The organism is Paracoccus sp. N5, from assembly GCF_000371965.1.
In the GTDB taxonomy this organism is placed as follows: domain Bacteria; phylum Pseudomonadota; class Alphaproteobacteria; order Rhodobacterales; family Rhodobacteraceae; genus Paracoccus.
Map to the genome: position 1 here is coordinate 407,875 of NZ_AQUO01000002.1, position 19,629 is coordinate 427,503.

General features: G+C 68.0%; 16 protein-coding genes. 9 read left to right on the top strand and 7 right to left on the bottom strand.

The annotated features are described in order from the left end of the window. Nucleotides 1-58: 58 nt before the first annotated feature. The 5 genes from PARN5_RS0116440 to cobS form a co-directional block, all read right to left on the bottom strand. Nucleotides 59-1,876 (bottom strand): aminopeptidase P family protein, encoded by a 1,818-nt coding sequence (locus PARN5_RS0116440; protein ID WP_018000866.1) that lies wholly within the window; start codon nucleotides 1,874-1,876, stop codon nucleotides 59-61. 42 nt (nucleotides 1,877-1,918) lie between these two features. Then, nucleotides 1,919-3,184 carry an exopolysaccharide biosynthesis GT4 family glycosyltransferase EpsE gene (gene epsE, locus PARN5_RS0116445; RefSeq protein ID WP_018000867.1) on the bottom strand — a complete coding sequence of 422 codons (1,266 nt, stop codon included), beginning with the start codon at nucleotides 3,182-3,184 and terminating at the stop codon, nucleotides 1,919-1,921. An 81-nt stretch (nucleotides 3,185-3,265) separates the two neighbouring features. Continuing rightward, entirely contained in the window at nucleotides 3,266-5,128 is a 1,863-nt protein-coding gene (gene cobT, locus PARN5_RS0116450) for a cobaltochelatase subunit CobT (RefSeq protein WP_018000868.1), read from the bottom strand. A gap of 88 nt (nucleotides 5,129-5,216) precedes the next feature. After that, nucleotides 5,217-5,624 carry a hypothetical protein gene (locus PARN5_RS0116455; protein ID WP_232419423.1) on the bottom strand — a complete coding sequence of 136 codons (408 nt, stop codon included), beginning with the start codon at nucleotides 5,622-5,624 and terminating at the stop codon, nucleotides 5,217-5,219. A 26-nt stretch (nucleotides 5,625-5,650) separates the two neighbouring features. Then, a complete protein-coding gene (gene cobS, locus PARN5_RS0116460; RefSeq protein ID WP_018000870.1) occupies nucleotides 5,651-6,625 on the bottom strand; it encodes a cobaltochelatase subunit CobS in 975 nt (324 codons plus the stop codon). Between the two features lie 135 nt (nucleotides 6,626-6,760). Here cobS and PARN5_RS0116465 point away from each other — a divergent pair, with 135 nt between their 5' ends. Together PARN5_RS0116465 and PARN5_RS0116470 are read left to right on the top strand one after the other, a co-directional pair. Then, nucleotides 6,761-7,729, top strand: a complete 969-nt coding sequence (locus PARN5_RS0116465; protein ID WP_018000871.1) for a DUF808 domain-containing protein — start codon at nucleotides 6,761-6,763, stop codon at nucleotides 7,727-7,729. Between the two features lie 58 nt (nucleotides 7,730-7,787). Further along, nucleotides 7,788-9,164: an FAD-linked oxidase C-terminal domain-containing protein gene (locus tag PARN5_RS0116470; protein ID WP_018000872.1), complete on the top strand. Its 1,377-nt coding sequence runs from the start codon at nucleotides 7,788-7,790 to the stop codon at nucleotides 9,162-9,164. A 15-nt stretch (nucleotides 9,165-9,179) separates the two neighbouring features. Here the strand turns inward: PARN5_RS0116470 and PARN5_RS23655 are convergent, their stop codons facing one another. Further along, nucleotides 9,180-10,052 (bottom strand): calcium-binding protein, encoded by an 873-nt coding sequence (locus PARN5_RS23655; protein ID WP_081615028.1) that lies wholly within the window; start codon nucleotides 10,050-10,052, stop codon nucleotides 9,180-9,182. A 109-nt stretch (nucleotides 10,053-10,161) separates the two neighbouring features. Here PARN5_RS23655 and PARN5_RS0116480 point away from each other — a divergent pair, with 109 nt between their 5' ends. From PARN5_RS0116480 to PARN5_RS0116510, 7 genes are all read left to right on the top strand, one after another. Continuing rightward, nucleotides 10,162-11,136 carry a hypothetical protein gene (locus PARN5_RS0116480; RefSeq protein WP_157404061.1) on the top strand — a complete coding sequence of 325 codons (975 nt, stop codon included), beginning with the start codon at nucleotides 10,162-10,164 and terminating at the stop codon, nucleotides 11,134-11,136. Nucleotides 11,137-11,388: 252 nt separating this feature from the next. Further along, nucleotides 11,389-12,174, top strand: coding sequence for a GH25 family lysozyme (locus PARN5_RS22440; RefSeq protein ID WP_036744983.1), 786 nt, complete (start codon nucleotides 11,389-11,391; stop codon nucleotides 12,172-12,174). Continuing rightward, a complete protein-coding gene (locus PARN5_RS0116490) occupies nucleotides 12,150-12,806 on the top strand; it encodes a CPBP family glutamic-type intramembrane protease (RefSeq protein ID WP_026155513.1) in 657 nt (218 codons plus the stop codon). Before PARN5_RS22440 ends, PARN5_RS0116490 begins: the two co-directional genes overlap by 25 nt. A 61-nt stretch (nucleotides 12,807-12,867) precedes the next feature. Next, nucleotides 12,868-14,643 (top strand): aspartate--tRNA ligase, encoded by a 1,776-nt coding sequence (aspS, locus tag PARN5_RS0116495; protein WP_018000877.1) that lies wholly within the window; start codon nucleotides 12,868-12,870, stop codon nucleotides 14,641-14,643. A 130-nt stretch (nucleotides 14,644-14,773) separates the two neighbouring features. Continuing rightward, entirely contained in the window at nucleotides 14,774-16,141 is a 1,368-nt protein-coding gene (locus tag PARN5_RS0116500) for a DUF1800 domain-containing protein (RefSeq protein ID WP_018000878.1), read from the top strand. A 3-nt stretch (nucleotides 16,142-16,144) separates the two neighbouring features. After that, nucleotides 16,145-17,326 carry a DUF1501 domain-containing protein gene (locus PARN5_RS0116505; protein ID WP_018000879.1) on the top strand — a complete coding sequence of 394 codons (1,182 nt, stop codon included), beginning with the start codon at nucleotides 16,145-16,147 and terminating at the stop codon, nucleotides 17,324-17,326. Nucleotides 17,327-17,344: 18 nt separating this feature from the next. Beyond that, the gene (locus tag PARN5_RS0116510; protein WP_018000880.1) at nucleotides 17,345-18,028 is read left to right on the top strand and encodes a GNAT family protein; all 684 of its coding nucleotides are present in this window, start codon (nucleotides 17,345-17,347) and stop codon (nucleotides 18,026-18,028) included. A 7-nt stretch (nucleotides 18,029-18,035) separates the two neighbouring features. On the opposite strand, the gene PARN5_RS0116515 is transcribed toward PARN5_RS0116510, so the two are convergent. Continuing rightward, nucleotides 18,036-19,628: a DHA2 family efflux MFS transporter permease subunit gene (locus PARN5_RS0116515; RefSeq protein WP_018000881.1), complete on the bottom strand. Its 1,593-nt coding sequence runs from the start codon at nucleotides 19,626-19,628 to the stop codon at nucleotides 18,036-18,038. Nucleotide 19,629: the final 1 nt, after the last annotated feature.

Below are 19,629 nucleotides of genomic sequence, written 5' to 3' on the forward strand. Positions count from 1 at the left end.
GTCCGGCCTCGGCGCCGGATGGGTATTTGCAAAACGGTGAAAGCGCCGGGCCGGGTCGTCAGGCGCCGCCGCCCAGCGGCCGGGTCGCGAGATAGAGCCAGTCGCGGGTGGCGTCCGGGACCAGCGGCGCGATCCTGTCGAAGACCTCGGCGTGATAGGCGTCGAGCCAGGCGCGCTCGTCCTGCGACAGCAGCGCGGGATCGATCAGGCGGCGGTCGATCGGGGCGAAGGTCAGGGTCTCGAAGCCCAGCATGGCGCGACCGTCGGCGCTTTCGCGCGGCTCGACCACGACCAGATTCTCGATGCGGATGCCGAATGCGCCCTCGCGGTAATAGCCGGGTTCGTTCGACAGGATCATGCCGGGGGCCAGCGGGATCTCGGAGATGCGCGAGATCCGCACCGGCCCTTCATGCACCGACAGGCCCGCGCCGACACCGTGGCCGGTGCCGTGGTCGTAGTCCATGCCCTCGGACCAGAGCGGCGCGCGCGCCAGCGCGTCGATGTGGCAACCCGCGACCCCTTGCGGGAATTGCGCCCGCGACACCGCGATCATGCCTTGCAGCACCCTTGTATAGGGCCGGCGCACACCGGCATCGACCGGCCCCATCGCCAGGGTGCGGGTGATGTCGGTGGTGCCCATGGCATATTGGCCGCCGGAATCGACCAGCAGCACCTGGCCGGGCAGGATGCGCAAGTCGCTGGCGCGGCTGACATGGTAATGCGGGATCGCGGCATGCGGCCCGGTGGCCGAGATGGTGTCGAAGCTGATGTCGAGGATGCCGCGCGCCCGGCGCAGTTCCTCGAGCTTTTCGGCGACGCCGATCTCGGTCAGCGGCTGCGCGTCCAGCTGCGGGGCGCGGCTGTCGAGCCAGTGCAGCAGTTCGGTCACCGCGGCGCCGTCCAGCAGATGCGCCTCGCGCATGCCGGCGATCTCGGCCGGGTTCTTCTGCGCCTTCGGCAGGATCACCGGGTCGGGGCCCTCGGCGATGGGGGTGTTCATGCTTTCGATCAGCGTGAAGACCTGGTCGGGCGCGCTGGCCGGATCGGCCCGCACCGGACCGGAGAGATTGGTCAGCGCCGGGGTCAGCGCCTCGGGCGGCAGGATCGAGACCGCGTTGCCAAGCGCCGCCCGCACCTCGGCGCCGAATTTCGCCGGATTGGCGAAGACCGCGACATGGCCGTCGTCCTCGATGATGGCAAAGCCCTGCACCACCGGGTTCCTGGGCACGTCGGCGCCGCGGATGTTCAGAAGCCAGCTCAGCGAATCGGGCAGGGTCAGCACCGCCGCGCGCTGGCCGGCCGCGCGCAGGGCGGCGGCGATGCGGGCGCGCTTCTCGGCCGCCGTCTCGCCCGCCACCGCATCGGGCCACAGCCGCACCGCGCCCAGCGGCGGCTCGGGCTGGCCCTGCCAGATCGCATCGACCGGATTGTGCTCGACCGCGATCAGCGCGATGCCCGAGCCGGCCAGGCCCTGTTCCAGCGTGCGGATCTCGGCGCGGCTGTGCAGCCAGGGGTCATAGCCGATGCGGCCGCCCTCGGGCAGGGCCTCGCGCAGCCAGGTGGCGGGCTTCACCTCGGGCCAGGGCACCGGGGTGAAGGCGGCGGCGTCGACCTCGGCCTTGACCTGGACCCGGTAGCGGCCGTCGATGAAGACGCCGGCGCGGTCCGGGGTGACGATGCAGAAGCCGGCGCTGCCGGTGAAGCCGGTCAGCCAGGCCAGCCGCGCGTCGCGGGCCGCGACATATTCGCCCTGATGCGCATCGGCGCGCGGCACCAGGAAGCCGTCGAGTGCGCGCGCCGCCAGCTCGCGCCGCAGCGCCTCCAGCCGCGGGGGGTGCAGGGCCGGATCGGAATCGCTGTCATAGGTCTGAAACATCGGGTTGTCCTGGGGCTGTGCTGTCGTCTTGGCCCGCCCGTCTTACCCCCGCGCGGGGCTGGGTTCCAGCGCCTCGCACGCGCCGGGGACGGTGCGGGCCAGCCCGTCGGCCACCGCCTCGGCGCTGCGGCGGTGGTGGAAGGCGGCCGCGACCTTGGCGCGCGAGGCCCGGGCCAGCCGGCGCGCGCCCTCGGGGTCGGCGTAAAGCCCGGCGATCGCCTCGGCCATCACCTCGGGCGCCTCGGCCGGCACCAGGATCGCGTCCTGGCCCGAGGCGATCAGCTCGTGATTGCCGCCGACATCGGTGACGACCACCGGCATTTCCATCGCCATCGCCTCCATGATCGCGACCGAGATGCCCTCGTTCAGGCTGGCGAGCGCGAAGACATGCGCGCGCTCCAGCCCCGCGCGCACCCGGTCCTCGCTGACGGCGCCCAGCAGGGTGACCGCGTCGCCCAGGCCCTTCCCGGCGATCAGCGCGTCGAGCTGGCGGTGATAGCCCGAACCGCCCTGTTCATCCTCGCCGGCGATCTCCAGCCGGGCGTCGATGCCTTGCGCGCGCAAGATCTCGACCGTGCGGATCAGGTGGTCGTGGCCCTTGACCGCGTTCAGCCGGCCGCAGGAAAACAGGCGCAGCGGCTCGTCCGGTGCCGGCGGCTGCCAGGGCGCGGCGCGGCGGATCTGCGACAGATCCACCCCCATCGGCGCGATATTCACCACCGCCGGCAGGTCCGGGCCGATGTCGCGCTGCGCCACGCCGGTCAGCAGGCGCGAGATGATGGTGGCGAAGCGGGCATGGCGCCATTTCTGGCGCTGGTTCGGGCCATAGCCCTCCAGCGTCGGGCCGTGCAGCGTCAGGCTGTAGCTCGGCCCGCCCAGCCGCTCGGCGAACATGGCGATGTTCAGGCTGTCGGCGCAGCTGTGGACATGGACGTGGCTCCAGCCCTGCTCGCGCGCGATGCGCTTCAGCCGCGCGCCCATGGCGAGCAGCGCCAGCATCCGCGCCCGGCCCTTCACGCCCGGCGCCTCGGCCGTCAGCGCCGCGCCGAAGCCCCGCGCCCAGCCCAGGGGCCCCGAGCGCAGGAACTCCGTCACGATTCCCAGCGCGCCGCCCTGCAGCGGCATCAGATAGCGCGTCCGCGCCTGCGCCTCGGCAGCCCAGGCATGCGAGGCGACCTTGCGCGGCGGCGGCCGGGTCGAGACCAGGTCGGCCTCGATCCCCAGTTCGGCCAGCGCCTGCCGCTCGCGCCACAGGAAGATATGCGTCTGGCCCGGAAACTCGGGGATGAAGAAACCAATCTTGAGCACCTGAAAACCCGCAACAATACCCGTCCCGGAGGAGTGGTCGCACGGGACGGGGGCGCAATCAAGCAGGCGGAAAGGACAGGCTCAGCCGGCGCGGCGCAGGTTCATGGCCCGGGCGCGCTTCCTCGGGTCGCTTTCGAACAGCGCGGCCAGTTGCTCGGTCATGGCACCGGCCAGTTGCTCGGCATCGGTGATGGTGACGGCGCGCTGGTAATAGCGCGTCACGTCATGGCCGATGCCGATGGCCAAGAGCTCCACCTGCTTCTTCTTCTCGATCATGGTGATCACGTCGCGCAGGTGCTTCTCCAGGAAATTCGCCGGGTTGACCGACAGCGTCGAATCGTCCACCGGCGCCCCGTCCGAGATCACCATCAGGATCCGGCGCTGCTCGGGCCGCCGCACCAGCCGGCGGTGCGCCCATTCCAGCGCCTCGCCGTCGATGTTTTCCTTCAGCAGCCCCTCTTTCATCATCAGGCCCAGGTTCGGCCGCACCCGCCGCCAGGGCGCATCGGCGCCCTTGTAGATGATATGGCGCAGGTCATTGAGCCGCCCCGGCTGCGCCGGCCGCCCGGCCGCCAGCCATTTCTCGCGGCTCTGCCCGCCCTTCCAGGCCCGGGTGGTAAAGCCCAGGATCTCGACCTTGACCTGGCTGCGCTCCAGCGTGCGCGCCAGCACATCGGCGCAGATCGCGGCGATGGAAATCGGCCGGCCGCGCATCGAGCCCGAATTGTCCAGAAGCAGCGTCACCACCGTGTCGCGGAACTCGGTGTCCTTCTCGACCTTGAAGCTCAGCGGCGTCGTGGGGTTCGCCACCACGCGCGCCAGGCGGCCGGCATCCAGCACACCCTCTTCCTTGTCGAATTCCCAGCTGCGGCTCTGCTGCGCCTGCAGGCGGCGCTGCAGCTTGTTCGCCAGCCGCGAGACCGCGCCGCGCAGCGGCTCCAGCTGCTTGTCGAGATAGGCGCGCAGCCGCTCCAGCTCGGCCGGGTCGGCCAGGTCCTCGGCGCGGATCTCCTCGTCGAATTCCTGGGTATAGACCTTGTAGTCGGGGCTCGCGTCGCTGACCGGAGGCGGCAGGTCGGGCGGCGTGTCGGCCTCGGACATCTCGGCCTCGTCGGCCATTTCCTCGTCCGACTGGTCGTCCATGCTGACCTGGGCCTGGCGCTCTTCCTGGGTCTGGTCCTGGCTGCGCTCGGGGCTGGCCTCGGCCTCGTCGTCGGGGCTCTGGTCGCGGGACTGGTTGTCGCCGGCCTCCTCGTCCTGCTCGGCATTCTCGTCGGATTCGTCCTCTTGCGGCTCGTCCGGGTCCTCGCCCAGCTGGTCGCCATAGCCGAGATCCGAGATCACCTTGCGCGCCAGCCGCGCAAAGGCGGCCTGGTCGGCCAGCACCTCGCGCACCTGGTCCAGATCGGCGCCGGCCTGTTCCTCGACGAAGGGGCGCCACAGGTCGGCGACATGCTGCGCCGGGGCGGGCAGGGTGCGGCCCGTCGCCGCCTGCCGCACCAGATAGCCCGCCGCGACGGCCAGCGGCGCGTCGGCCGGGGCCTTGATCTGGCCATAGCCCTTGCGCTCGGCCTCCTGGCCCAGCTTGGCGTCGATGTTCGACAGCGCGCCCGGCATGTCGCGCGCGCCCAGGGCCTCGCAGCGCGCCGTCTCCATCGCCTCGTAGAGGTCGCGCGCCATCGGCCCGGCCGGGACGTATTTCGCATGGGTCGAGGCGTCGTGGTGGCGCAGCCGCATCGCCAGAGCATCCGCCGTGCCGCGCGCCATCAGCACCTCGTCGCGGGTCATGCGGCGGCTGACCTGCGGCAGGCGCATGGTGTCGCCCGAAACCCCCGAGGGATCGGCGCTGAAGGTCACGTTCAGCTCGTGCTCTTCGGCCATGGCGCGGGTGGCCTCGGTCAGGGCCTTCTTGAACGGATCGGCGGGGTTGTCGGATTTTTTCATGGGCTGTTCCCGAAATCGCCTTTGTCCGCCATTGCACTATATCCGCAGCCCAAGGCCAAGAAGCGAGCGGAGCGAGGTTGTTCTTCCATCATTCGTAAAACCTCAGCAGCGGTGCGCAGGAGGCTTTGTCTTGCGCATAGATTATTGCCGTGGGTTCGGGTTGATGGACTTGGAAGCCACCGAATGCATCAAGATAGGCTTCCGCAAAGCTGGTTTCTTTCATCGGCAAAGCCAGCGGAAAGCTCTTGTCCGCATCGACCTTCAGAGCCCAGCGAACTGCACCCCCACGCCTTTCGTCGCGCCCGGTGACAGGATTGCTGCGCAGGACCATTCCGACCGCGATTGTAGCCTGTACGAAGTCCCGACAACGGGTCTGCACATAGGCCGGATCGTCGGCTTTCGGATCTGCCGCGAGGGGTATCAAAGTCTCCGACGCATTCTTGTTCGGGGTTTTCGCGGTCAGGGCCGCGGCCATCGCCGGCAGGGCAATGGCCATCGCGCAAATACTGACCGCCCCCCGCATCACCCCGCCTTGACCGCCGCGCTTTCCGGCAGTTCCTCGTCGAACAGGCGCTGGTAGAACTCGGCCACCGTCTGGCGCTCCAGCTCGTCGCATTTGTTCAGGAAGGTCAGCCGGAAGGCATAGCCCACGTTGTCGCCGAAGATCCGCGCGTTCTGCGCCCAGGCGATCACCGTGCGCGGGCTCATCACCGTGGACAGGTCGCCCTGCATGAAGGCGGTCCGCGTCAGGTCGGCCAGCGTCACCATCTGGTTGATGATCTTGCGGCCCTTCTCGGTGTTGTAGGTCGGGTTCTTGGCCAGCACGATGGCGGCCTCGGCGTCATGGCTCAGGTAGTTCAGCGTCGAGACCAGCGACCAGCGGTCCATCTGGCCCTGGTTGATCTGCTGCGTGCCGTGATAAAGGCCGGTCGTGTCGCCCAGGCCCACGGTGTTCGCCGTCGCGAACAGGCGGAAATAGGGGTTGGGCGTGATGACCTCGTTCTGGTCCAGAAGCGTCAGCTTGCCGTCGGCCTCCAGCACGCGCTGGATCACGAACATCACGTCGGCGCGGCCGGCGTCGTATTCGTCGAAGACGATGGCGGTCGGGTTGCGCAGCGCCCAGGGCAGGATGCCCTCGTGGAACACCGTGACCTGCTTGCCGTCCACCAGCTTGATCGCGTCCTTGCCGATCAGGTCGATGCGGCTGACGTGGCTGTCCAGGTTCACCCGCACGCAGGGCCAGTTCAGCCGCGCCGCGACCTGCTCGATATGCGTGGATTTGCCGGTGCCGTGATAGCCCTGGATCATCACCCGGCGGTTGTAGGCAAAGCCGGCCAGGATCGCCAGCGTGGTGTCGGGGTCGAATTTGTAGGTGGTGTCGATCTCGGGCACGCGGTCGGTGCGCTCGGCAAAGCCCTTGACCTTCATGTCGCTGTCAAGGCCGAAGACCTCGCGCAGGTCGATTTCCTCGGTCGGTTTCGCGTTCACGTCCAGCATAGCCTCGGCCCTTTCATCGCAACGGGGCCTAGATTGCGCATTCGCCGGGCATAAGCAAGCGGACATGCGGAACCGGCCTTGTCCTTGCCGGATTATCCCCGCAGTTTCGGCAGGCAGGATCAAAGGGGAAAACGGATGAGCGGACTTCTGGCGCTGCTGGACGACGTGGCGGGGATCGCCAAGATTGCGGCGGCTTCGGTCGACGACGTGGCCGGGCAGGCGGCCAAGGCCGGGGCCAAGGCGGCGGGCGCGGTGATCGACGACGCGGCGGTGACGCCGAAATACGTGCACGGCTTTTCCGCCGCGCGCGAGGTGCCGATCGTCCTGAAGATCGCGCGTGGCTCGATCTTCAACAAGCTGGTGATCCTGCTGCCCATCGCGCTGCTGCTCTCGGCCTTCGCGCCCTGGCTCATCACGCCCCTGCTGATGATCGGCGGCGCCTATCTGTGCTTCGAGGGCGCCGAGAAGATCTTCCACGCGCTCGCCCACGACCACGGCAACGACCCGCATCTGACCGTGACGCCCGAGGGCGCCGCGGGCCTCGAGGAAGAGCGGGTCCGGGGCGCGATCAAGACCGATTTCATTCTCTCGGCCGAGATCATGACCATCGCGCTCGCCGCGATCCCGAACGGCGACGCGATCTGGATGAAGGCGCTGATCCTCGCCGTGGTGGCGGTGGGCATCACCGCCGCGGTCTACGGCTTCGTGGCGCTGATCGTGAAGGCCGACGACTTCGGCCTGCACCTGCACGAGCGCGGCGGCCCCACCGCGGCGCTGGGGCGGGGCATCGTGCATGTCATGCCGGGCTTCATGAAGGTGCTGACCGTGGTCGGCACCGCGGCGATGATCTGGGTCGGCGGCCAGATCGTCGTGCACGGGCTGCACGTGCTGGGCCAGCACCAGCCCTATGAATGGATCCACCACATGGCCGAGGCCGCGGCCCAGGCCCTGCCCGCCGCGCCCGGCGCCGCCGCCTGGGTGACCACGGCCTTCTTCGACGGCATCTTCGGGGTGATGCTGGGCATGGTCCTGATCCCGGTCGCGCATTACCTCGTCTCGCCCGCCATCGGCGCGGTCAAGGGGCTGTTCGGCGCTGGGGCCTGACCTTGCGGGCGGCGCGCGGTCGGCTCTAAGAACGGCCATGCCCAGCCAGGAGGAACCCATGCCGATTCCCGCCGCCGCCGCCGAGGCCCTTGCCGCGCTGCTCGGTCCCCGCTTCTCGACCAGCGGCGCCGACCGCGAGCTGCATGGCCAGTCCGAATCCTGGCACCGCGCGCCGCCGCCCGATGCCGTGGCCTGGCCCGAGACCACCGAGGAGGTCGCGCAGGTCGCCGCGATCTGCCATCGCCACCGGGTGCCGCTGATTGGCTGGGGCACCGGCACCTCGCTCGAGGCGCAGGCGCTGGCCACGCAGGGCGGGCTGGTGCTCGACATGCTGCGCATGGACCGGGTGCTCGAGATCCGCGCCGGCGACCTGCAGGCGACCGTCCAGCCCGGCTGCACGCGCGAGGCGCTGAACCAGGAGCTGCGCGCCACCGGCCTGTTCTTCCCGGTCGATCCCGGCGCCAACGCGAGCCTCGGCGGCATGGCCTCGACCCGCGCCTCGGGCACCACGGCGGTGCGCTACGGCACCATGCGCGACAACGTGCTGGCGCTCGAGGTGGTGCTGGCCGATGGCCGCGTGATCCGCACCGGCACCCGCGCCGCGAAATCCTCGGCCGGCTACGACCTGACCGGGCTTTTCGTCGGCGCCGAGGGCACGCTCGGCATCATCACCGAGCTGACCCTGCGCCTGCACGGCCAGCCCGAGGAGGTCGCCGCCGCGGTCTGCGGCTTTGCCACGCTGGAGCAGGCGGTGGAATGCGTGACCGCGACGATCCAGTCCGGCATCCCGATGGCGCGGATCGAGTTCATCGACGCCGACGTGGTGCGCGCCTTCAACACCTTCGCCGGCACCCATATGCACGAGGGCCCGCATCTGATGGTCGAGTTCCACGGCGCCCCCGCCTCGGTCCAGGGCGACGCCGAGGCCTTCGGGGCGCTGGCGGCCGAATTCGGCGGCACCGGCTTCGACTGGGCCACCACGCCCGAGGCCCGCGCCGCGCTGTGGAAGATGCGCCACAACGCCTATCGCTCCTGCCTGGCGCTGCGGCCGGGCGCGACGGCGGTGGTGACGGATGTCTGCGTGCCGATGTCGCACCTGCCGGCGGCGGTGGCGGCGGCGGCCGAGGACATCCGCGCCGAGGGCCTTTCGGGCCCGATGGTCGGCCATGTCGGCGACGGCAATTTCCACGCCCAGATCCTGGTCATGCCCGGCGACGCGGCCGAGCTCGCCGCCGCCAAGCGCGTCGCCACCCGCATGGCCGAGCGCGCGCTTGCCGTCGGCGGCACCATCACCGGCGAGCATGGCGTGGGCATCGGCAAGCTGCCGCTGATGCGCGCCCAGCACGGCGAGGCGGTCGCGGTCATGGCCGCGATCAAGCAGGCGCTGGACCCGCAGGGCATCATGAACCCCGGCAAGCTGGTGCCGGGGAACTAGCCCCGGCCGCGCGGCTCAGGCAAAGACGAAATCCCCGGCGTCCAGCGCAGCCGCATTGACGCCCGCCAGCAGGATCGAGCCGCCGCTCGCCAGGCTGATCTGGCAATCCGCGCCAATATCCGTCAGCACCAGATCGCCAAATCCCGCGCCGCCGGAATTGGTGAACCGGATCTTGTCGGCGCCGTCGGCATAATCCTGAATCCGGTCGCTGCCCTGGTTCAGGCTGTAATTGAAAAGGAAAACATCGCTGCCGGTATATCCGGTCAGCGTATCATTGCCCGCATCGCCCGACAGCGTATCGTCTCCGGCCATGCCGAGCAGGTAATCATTCCCGGCCATGCCATTGATCGAGTCATTGCCGCTGCCGCCGGTAATGGTGTCGGAATGGCCGGCAAAATTGAACCCCAGGATGGTGTCATTTCCAGAGCCACCCCAGATCTGACCAAGCGCGCCGCCCGCGGTAGAATAGAATTTTATGGTTGAAACGTCTATGTATCCGGTTCCTTCGATGGTCAGTGTCTTGTTGGTCGTATTGACCAACCATTCCACGAAGGAAACCTGTCCCAGTCTTATGGTGCAAAGCGAACCACTGCTGCTGGTGGTTTCTGCGTAGATGTAATCAGTTCCTTCACCTCCATCAATGACGTCGCCCGCGCTGGTAGAATAATCGCTGGCATCCGTCACCCTTATCGTGTCATCTCCTGGGTCGCCATAAATCGTGTCACGGCCATTTCCTCCAAGAATAACATCATTGCCTCTCCCGCCCATGATCAGATCGGCGCCGTCAAGACCATATATCGTATCGTTGCCGTCGCCGCCGGAAATATAGTCATTGCTGCCGCTGCCGGTGATGCTGTCATTTCCGCTGCTTCCGTAGAAATTCGCCAAGACACTCTCCCGCTTTCAGTAAAACTATAAACAACTTTGGATTGCTTCCTTGCAAGGGTTAGCTATCTCTAGTGGACAACGCAACTCTTTAAGATGAACGGAACAGTTCATGCAAATTTCATCTGCCACGATTGCCTTGACGCTCCTGAACCAAGACAGTTCGCCCTCTGCACTCGCTGTCGGGAAATTAGCAGCAGGTGACGGATCGCCGTCGCATCAGGTTGCACCGGCGGCTGCAACTGCGACCACCGCTGAGTCGACAGGCTCTGACAAGTATGTCCCGGCAGAAGTCATTGCCGATATGGAACGCTTTGAGCAAATTCAGACCAGATGGAGTCGGCTGGGAGAGTTTCATGCGGCCCTTGCAGACGGCTCCAGAAGCCCGTTCGACGCAGAGATCATCGAATATATAGGAGCCGAGCGGTCCTGGACGCCCAGCAACTCCGATTCGCGCCTGGTTTTCCCTGGCGTCTTCATCTCCTCGCCGGGCGTAGCGGCGGGCACCCAGGCCCCGCAGCGCGATGCGGCTTTCCTGTCGCGGCGCGATGCCATGGCCAATGCCTATCATTTCGCCACCGCGCTGGTGGAAACGACAAACTACGTCGTTGCCGACGCGCGCGAGATCGCTGCGCACCCCGACAATTATCTCGACGCTTCCGGCCAGCTTTACGGCGCGGGCGCCGGTGGCGGGACTCTCGGCGGCGACTGGGAGGCCGCGATGCGGCAGGGCACTGACATGATGCTGTTCTACCGTGACAAGATGGAAAGCATGGCGGCATCGCTGGCGAATATGTTCAGCTTTGACACCACCAGCGTGACCACGGGGGCCTATGAGGGCAGCTTCCAGGGCTTCAGCATCAGCCACGGCACGCTGGGCAAGGTCATGGACGTGGATGCAAATGGCAAGATCACGCTCTATGACGCCCAAGGCACCGCCTGGACGGCCGAGGATTACGACGCCGCCAAGATCGACGGCGGCATCCCGGAACTGCACAACGACATGATCCGGCAGGCCGACGACCGCGCCGAGCTTGCCAGCCTGGGCCTGAAGCGCGAGGATTCGGGCCGGGTGGTGCGCGTCTGACGCCAGCCGGTCCAGCCCGGTCAGCGCCGTCCTGGCAGCGCGGATGGCATACGCCCGGTGTACGGCCTGTGTACGCCCGCTGCACGCTTGTCGCACCCGAAAATCCCCGCTTTCCAGCGGCTTGCCGATCCGCGCCCTTCCGGCCCCGCATCCCGCACAAACTCGTGAGCGTCACGGCATCGTGACATGGCGTCCCGGCTTTGCGATAAGGGGCGAAAGCGCCGAGGACAGGCGCATGGGGCAGAGGGCAAGATGAGAATTCTCGGCAGGATATTGACGGTCTTGTTGCTGGTCGCCGTGGCGGCCTGCGGGCGCGGCCCGTCGCACAGCCGCGCGGTGATGGCGGGGCAGGGGCTGGGGCCGAAGTTCGGCGACAGCGCCCCCCATGCCTGGGTCGGCGGCCATCCCTATGACCATCCGGTGCATGGCATTGATATCTCTCGCTATCAGGGCAATATCGACTGGGGCACGGTGCGCGGATCCGGCATCAGCTTCGCCTTCATCAAGGCGACCGAGGGCGGCGACTGGGTCGATCCGAACTTCCGCCGCTACTGGGCCGAGGCGGCGCAGGCCCGCATCCCGCGCGGCGCCTATCACTATTTCTACTTCTGCCGCTCGGGCACGCAGCAGGCGGCCTGGTTCATCCAGAACGTGCCGCGCGAACGCGGCGCCATGCCGCCGGTGGTGGACCTGGAATGGACGCCCTCCAAGACCTGCCCGCGCCGGCCGCCGGCCGACGAGGTGCTGCGGGAAGCCAAGATATTCAAGGACATCCTGCACCAATACTACGGCCAGCGCCCGATCATCTATACCACCGTGGACTTCTATCGCGACAACAACCTGTCGCGCTGGCCCGAAGAATTCTGGCTGCGCTCGGTCGCCGGCCATCCGCGGATCGTCTATCCCGGCCAGCCCTACAGCTTCTGGCAATATACCGGGACCGGCGTGGTGCCGGGCATCGGCGGCAACGTGGACCTGAACGTGTTTGCGGGTTCGCCCGCCCAGTGGCGGGCATGGCTGAACCGGCGGCTTCAGTAAACCGCGCCCTGCTCCGGGCCGAGTTCGCGGCGCTCTATATCGGGGCGCCGCTGGCGATTGCGCTGTTCATGCCCGGGCATCTGCTGTTCGGGGCGCTCGCGCTGTTCAGCCTGGCGGGGCTGGCGCTTCTGTGGTTCACCGGCGGCTTCGACTGGCGCGGGCTGGTCTACGGCTGGGGCCGGCTGCCTTGGCTGGAAATCCTGGGCATGATCCTGGTCACCACCGCGCTGGGTGCCGCGATCCTGTGGTTCTCGCGCCCCGGGGCCATCTTCAGCATGGCGCGGCAGCGGCCCGAGTTCCTGCTGGTGATCTGGAGCCTCTACCCGATCCTTTCCGCCCTGCCGCAGGAGCTGATCTTCCGGCCGCTGTTCTTTCACCGCTACGGCGCCATCCTGCCGCGCGGGCAGGCGGCCATCGCGCTGAACGCGGCGGTGTTTTCCTTTGCGCATCTGATGTACTGGTCCTGGATCGTCGCGGCGCTGACGCTGGTCGGCGGCTGGTTCTTCGCCCGCGCCTATCTGAAATTCGGCTTCCCGGCGGCCTGGGCCTTGCATGCCGTGGCCGGGAACGCGCTGTTCACCGTCGGCATGGGGGTCTATTTCTATTCCGGCAACGTGGTGCGGCCGTTCTGATCGCTTGACTTCCCCCGGCGCAGGCGGTTCATGCGTGACCGAATACGCAAGGGGAAAACTGATGAGCGCCTATCGCAGCCACACCTGCGGCCAGCTGACGGCCGCCAATGCCGGTGAAACCATCCGCCTGTCGGGCTGGGTCCACCGGGTCCGAGATCATGGCGGCGTGCTGTTCATCGACCTGCGCGACCATTACGGCATCACCCAGGTCATCGCCGACAGCGACAGCCCGGCCTTTGCCGCGCTGGAAAGGCTGCGCGCCGAGACGGTGATCCGCATCGACGGCAAGGTCAAGCTGCGCGATGCGAGCCTGGTCAACCCCAAGCTGCCGACCGGCGAGATCGAGGTCTATGCCACCGGCATGGAGGTCCTGGGCGCCTCGGACGACCTGCCGCTGCCGGTCTTCGGCGACCAGGACTATCCCGAGGAGACGCGGCTGGCCTATCGCTTCCTCGACCTGCGCCGCGAGAGCCTGCACAACAACATCATGCTGCGCTCGCAGGTGGTGCGCTCGATCCGGGGCCGCATGTGGGACCAGGGCTTCACCGAGTTCCAGACCCCGATCATCACCGCCTCCAGCCCCGAGGGCGCGCGCGACTTCCTGGTGCCCTCGCGCCTGCATCCGGGCAAGTTCTACGCCCTGCCGCAGGCGCCGCAGCAGTTCAAGCAGCTGATCATGGTCGCGGGCTTCGACAAGTATTTCCAGATCGCGCCCTGCTTCCGCGACGAGGATCCGCGCGCCGACCGCTCGCCCACCGATTTCTACCAGCTCGACCTGGAGATGTCCTTCGTCGAGCAGGAGGATGTCTTTGCCGCCATCCAGCCGGTGATCCAGGGCCTGTTCGAGGAATTCGGCAACGGCCGTCCGGTCGATGCGAACTGGCCGCGCATCCCCTATGCCGAGGCGATGCTGAAATACGGCAGCGACAAGCCCGACCTGCGCAACCCGATCGAGATGCAGGTGGTCAGCGAGCATTTCCGCGGCTCGGGCTTCGCGATCTTCGCGAAACTCCTGGAACAGGAGGGCACCGAGGTGCGTGCCATTCCCGCGCCGACCGGCGGCTCGCGCAAGTTCGCCGACCGCATGAACGCCTTTGCGCAACAGCAGGGCCTGCCGGGCATGGGCTATATCTTCTGGCGCAAGGCCGAGGATGGCTCGACCGAGGCCGCCGGTCCCATCGCCAAGGCGCTGGGTGCCGAAAAGACCGAGGCGATCCGCCTGCAACTGGGCCTGGGCGAGGGCGATGCCGCCTTCTTCCTGGGCGGCAAGCCCGAGGCTTTCGAGGCCGTCGCCGGCCGGGCCCGCAACGAGATCGGCCGCGAGCTGGGCCTGACCGACGAGCACCAGTTCAAATTCGCCTGGATCGTCGATTTCCCGATGTATGAGAAAGGCGATGACGGCAGGATCGACTTCTCGCACAACCCGTTCTCGATGCCGCAGGGCGGTCTCGAGGCGCTGTCGGGCGATCCGCTGGCGGTCAAGGGCTATCAGTATGACCTGGCCTGCAATGGCTATGAGCTGATCTCGGGCGCGATCAGGAACCACAAGCCCGAGATCATGTTCAAGGCCTTCGAACTGGCCGGCTACGGCCGCGACGAGGTCGAAAAGCGCTTCGGCGGCATGGTCAAGGCCTTCCGCTATGGCGCGCCGCCGCACGGCGGCTGCGCGGCCGGCATCGACCGCATCGTCATGCTGCTGGCGGATGAGCAGAACATCCGCGAGGTCATCATGTTCCCGATGAACCAGCGCGCCGAGGACCTGATGATGGGCGCCCCCAGCGAGCCCACCAACGAGCAGCTGCGCGAATTGCGGCTGCGCGTGCTGCCGAAGGAATGACGGCTGCGGCCCGCGCCATGCGCGGGCTCTTGCCGCATCGCGGCATTTGAAGAAAGCGTGAACTGACCTTTGCCGCCGGCCGTGCCATAACCAGATCCGGGGGCGCGATCCCCGGCGATGGAAGGCACGCATGAGCATTGGTTTTCCCGAGATGGCGGCGATCCGGCTGGGCTTCGGACTGTCGCCGCTGATGCCGCCGCCGGCCGATGCGGCGGCGGTCTTGACCGGCCCCGCTAATGCCGGCCCGGGCCCCGAGGCCATGACCACGGCCGAGGCCAGCCGCATCGCCCGCACCTTCCGCGAGGGGATCAAGGCCCGCCGCGAAGGCCGGCCCGAACCGCCCGAGTCGATCGAGGCCAATCGCCAGCTTGGCACCTTGCAGGTCGATGACCTGCGCCGCCGGGTGATCCGTGCCGTGGACGACCCCATCGGCTTCGGCGAGCGGTTGGTGCAGTTCTGGTGCGACCATTTCACCGCGCGCTCGATCAACAAGGTCAATATCGGCCTTGGGCTGGCCTATCAGGACGAGGCGATCCGCCCGCATGTGAACGGCCGCTTCGAGGACATGCTCTTCGCCGCCGAGACGCATCCGATGATGCTGATCTATCTCGACCAGGTGTCGAGCCGGGGCCCGAACTCGCCCTTCGTGAAGCGCCGGCCCGACCGCCGTTTCGGCCTGAACGAGAACCTGGCGCGCGAGGCGATGGAGCTGCACACGCTGGGCGTCGGCGCCCCCTACAGCCAGAAGGACGTGCGCCAGCTGGCCGAGCTGCTGACCGGGCTGACCTTTTCGCATGACGGGGGCTTCGCCTTCAAGCCGGCGCTCGCCGAGCCGGGGGCCGAGACGGTGCTGGGCAAGAGCTATGGCGGCAAGCGGCGCGGCGGGCTCGAGGACATCCGCGCCGCCTTCCGCGACCTCGCCCGCCGGCCCGCGACCGCGCATTACATCTCGCGCAAGCTGGCGGTGCATTTCGTCTCGGACAATCCGCCGCGGGATCTGGTGCAGGCCATGGCCGATGTCTGGCGCGACACCAACGGCGACCTGCCGCAGGTCTATCGCGTGCTGGTGACGCATCCGGCGCTGACCCGGAACCTGCGCGCCAAGGTGCGCCAGCCCTTCGACCTGGTGGTGGCCGGGCTGCGCGCGCTGGGGGTGACGGGACAGCAGATCGCGGCGCTGGACGAGCAGATGTTTCGCCGCGCGGTCTGGAACCACCTGCCGCTGATGGGCCAGCCCTGGAACCAGCCGAAGGGCCCGGACGGCTGGCCCGAGGAGGCCGAGGCCTGGATCGCGCCGCAGACCATGGCCGCGCGCATCAACTGGGCGCTGCGCATGCCGCGCCTGCTGCTGCCGGAGCTGCCCGACCCGCGCGAGATGCTGGTCTCGGCCTTCGGCGGCACGCAATCCGAGCAACTTTCCTGGGCGGTGCCCAAGGCCGAAAGCGCGGCCGAGGGCGTGGTGCTGATCCTCGCCTCGAGCGATTTCAACCGGAGGTAGGCGATGCTGCAACTGGACCGCAGGCTGTTTCTGAAAAGCGCGGCGCTGCTCGGCTGCTCGGCCGCGGCGCATCCCTTGATGAACAGCATGACCTTTGCCGCGCTGCCCTCGGACAACCGGCTGGTGGTGATCATCCTGCGCGGCGCCATGGACGGGCTGGACGCGATCCAGCCCTATGGCGACACGATGCTGCGCAAGCTGCGCCGCGACCTGTCGCTGGGCCCCGATGCGGGGGCGCTGGACCTTGACGGCTTCTATGCGCTGCACCCGCGGCTGGGGCCGCTGCTGCCCCTGTGGCAAAAGGGCGAGCTGGCCTTTGCCCATGCCGTCTCGACCCCCTATCGCGACAAGCGCAGCCATTTCGACGGCCAGGACGTGCTGGAGGCCGGGACCGGCAATGACCTGCCGGTGGACCGGCGGCTGGGCGGCTGGCTGAACCGGCTGTTGCAGGCGGTGCCGGGGGCGAGCTCGGAAACCGCCTATGCGGTCGGGATCGAGCAGATGAAGATCCTGGAAGGCAAGGCCGCGCATATGGCCTGGGCGCCGCGCGCCGCGCTGAACCTGTCGCCGCAGGCGCAGCTGCTGCTGGAGCATATCTATCACGACGACCCGCTGTTCCGCGACGCCGCGCGCGATGCGGTGCAGATCGGCGCCGAGAGCCCGGCCATGGAAAAGACCACCGGCCCGACCGGCGACGCGCAGTCGCTGGCCGCCTTTGCCGCCAACCGGCTGAACGCCGAAAGCCGCATCGCCGCCTTCTCGATTCCGGGCTGGGACAGCCACGCCAATCAGGCGCCGGTGATCGGGCGCGGCTTCGACCGGCTCGCCGCCGCGATCCTGGCGCTGCGCGACGGCCTGGGCGCGAACTGGCAGCGCACCACCGTGCTGGCGATGACCGAATTCGGCCGCACCGTGCGCGAGAACGGCTCGGGCGGCACGGACCACGGCACCGGCGGCGCGCTGATCATGGCCGGCGGTGCGATCAAGGGCGGGCGCGCCTATGGCGACTGGCCCGGTCTGGGCGAGGGCCAGCTTTACGCCGGCCGCGACCTGATGCCCCTGCGCGACATCCGCGCCTATGCCGCCTGGGCCATGCGCGGGCTTTTCGGGCTCGAGCCCGGGGTGCTGGAGCGCGCCGTGTTTCCGGGGCTTGACCTTGGCGGCGATCCGGGGATGCTCGCCTGAACCTTCAGGGAGAGCAGCATGGCAGAGCGTCCGACCGGCCCCGCCGTCACCGGCTTCGTCCCGCCGCCCGCCCCCGGGCCGGAGCGGATCGAGGGCCGGTTCGTCACCCTGGAACGGCTGGACCCGGCGCGCCATGCCGAGGATCTGTTCGCGGCCAACCAAGGCCAGGACTGGGTCTGGGACTATCTCGGCTATGGCCCCTTCGCCGAACTGGAGGCCTATCGCGCCTGGCAGGCGGGCATGGCGGAAAGCCGCGACCCGTTCTTCTATGCCCTGCGCGACCGCGCCGGCGGCAAGGTGGGCGGGCTCGCCTCGTTCCTGCGCATCGACGCGCGCAATGGCGTGATCGAGATCGGCCATATCGAGATCGCTCCGCCGATGCAGCAGACCCCCGCCGCGACCGAGGCGATTTCGCTGATGATCGGCTGGGCCTTCGGCGCCGGCTATCGCCGGGTCGAGTGGAAATGCGACGCGCTGAACGCGCCGTCGCGTCGCGCCGCCCTGCGCTATGGCTTCAGCTTCGAGGGCATCTTCCGCCAGCACATGATCTATAAGGGCCGCAACCGCGACACCGCCTGGTTTGCCATCATCGACCGCGACTGGCCGCGTCTGGCCCGGGCGCATGCGGACTGGCTCGCGCCCGGGAACTTCGACGACAAGGGCGGCCAGCGCCAAAGCCTGTCGGCGCTGACGGCCCGGTGACGCGGGCTCAGTGACCGCCGCCGCCGCCCGCGCCGGCTTGCGGCTTTTCCACGAACAGCAGCAACAGCGCCAGCGCGGCGAAAACCCCGGTCAGCAGCACGAAAATGTCGGCCAGCGACATCACCACCGCCTGCAGCTGCGCCATGCCCGAGATGCTGGCCAGCGCCGCGGTCTCGGCCGCCTCGCCCAAGGATGAATAGGCCTGCTCCAGCATGCCGATGGCGCCGGTCGCGGCCTGGTTGCCGGGATGCACGCTTTCGGCGATGCGGGCATAGTGGAAATCCTCGCGGTTGCGCAGGATCGTGTTGATCAGCGCCAGCCCGACCGCGCCGCCCAGGTTGCGGGTCAGGTTGAACAGGCCCGAGGCGTTCTTGACCTTCTCGGGCGGCAGCATGCCAAGCGCGATGTTCGACACCGGCACCATGCAGATCATCAGTGACACCCCGCGCAGGATCTGCGGCAGGAAGATCTCCCAATAATCCCAGTCCTCGGTCAGCCCGGCCATCATCCAGCAGCTGAGCGAGAACAGCGCGAAGCCCGCCCCCATCATCAGCCGCGGGTCCAGCTTCTGCGACAGCCGCCCGGCGACGGGCGCGGTCAGAAACATCGAGATGCCCGAGACCATCATCGCCTCGCCGATCTGCAGCGAGTTGTAGCCGCGGACCCCCGACAGGTAGACCGGGAAGATGTAGATCAGCCCGTAAAGCCCGATGCCAAGGCCGAAGGAAAACACCGAGCCCATGGCGAAGTTGCGGTCGGCAAAGGCTTCCAGCCGCACGATGGGCTCATCGGCGGTGAAGGCGCGCCAGAAGAACAGGAAGCCCCCGGCCAGCATCACCCCGGTCATGGCGACGATGCCCTCGTCCGCGAACCAGTCGTCGCCGGCGCCTTCCTCGAGCACGTATTCCATCGCGCCCAGCAGCAGCGCCAGCCCCAGGAAGCCCCACCAGTCGAAGCGCTGGAACAGGCTCAGCTCCGGCTTGTCGAAGTCGATCAGCAGAAAGGCCGCCGTGGTGACGATGACGCCCGGCACCACGTTGATGAAGAACAGCCAGTGCCAGCTGAGATATTCGGTCAGATAGCCGCCCAGCGTCGGCCCGATGGTCGGCGCCAGCGTCGCCACCAGCCCGATCATGGGCGAGACGATATGCATCTTGGAGCGCGGAAAGATCGTATAGGCGCAGGCAAAGACCGTCGGGATCATCGCCCCGCCGACGAAGCCCTGCAAGGCGCGCCAGACAATCATCTCGGACATCGAGTTCGACAGCCCGCAAAGCAGGCTCATCAGCGTGAAGCCGCCCGAGGAGATGGTGAAGACCCAGCGCGTCGACAGCATCCGCGACAGATAGCCCGACAGCGGGATCATGATGACCTCGGCGATCAGGTATGAGGTCTGGATCCAAGGGATCTCGTCGCTGGATGCGGCCAGCCCGGCCTGGATCTCGGACAGCGAGGCCGAGACGATCTGGATGTCCAGGATCGCCATGAACATGCCCAGCACCATCAGCATGAAGGTGACCAGGCGGCGCGGGTCGATGCGGTCGGGATCCGGCGCGGGCAGGGCGCCCGGCAGGGTCGCGGCCGGGCTGGCGGCGGCCATG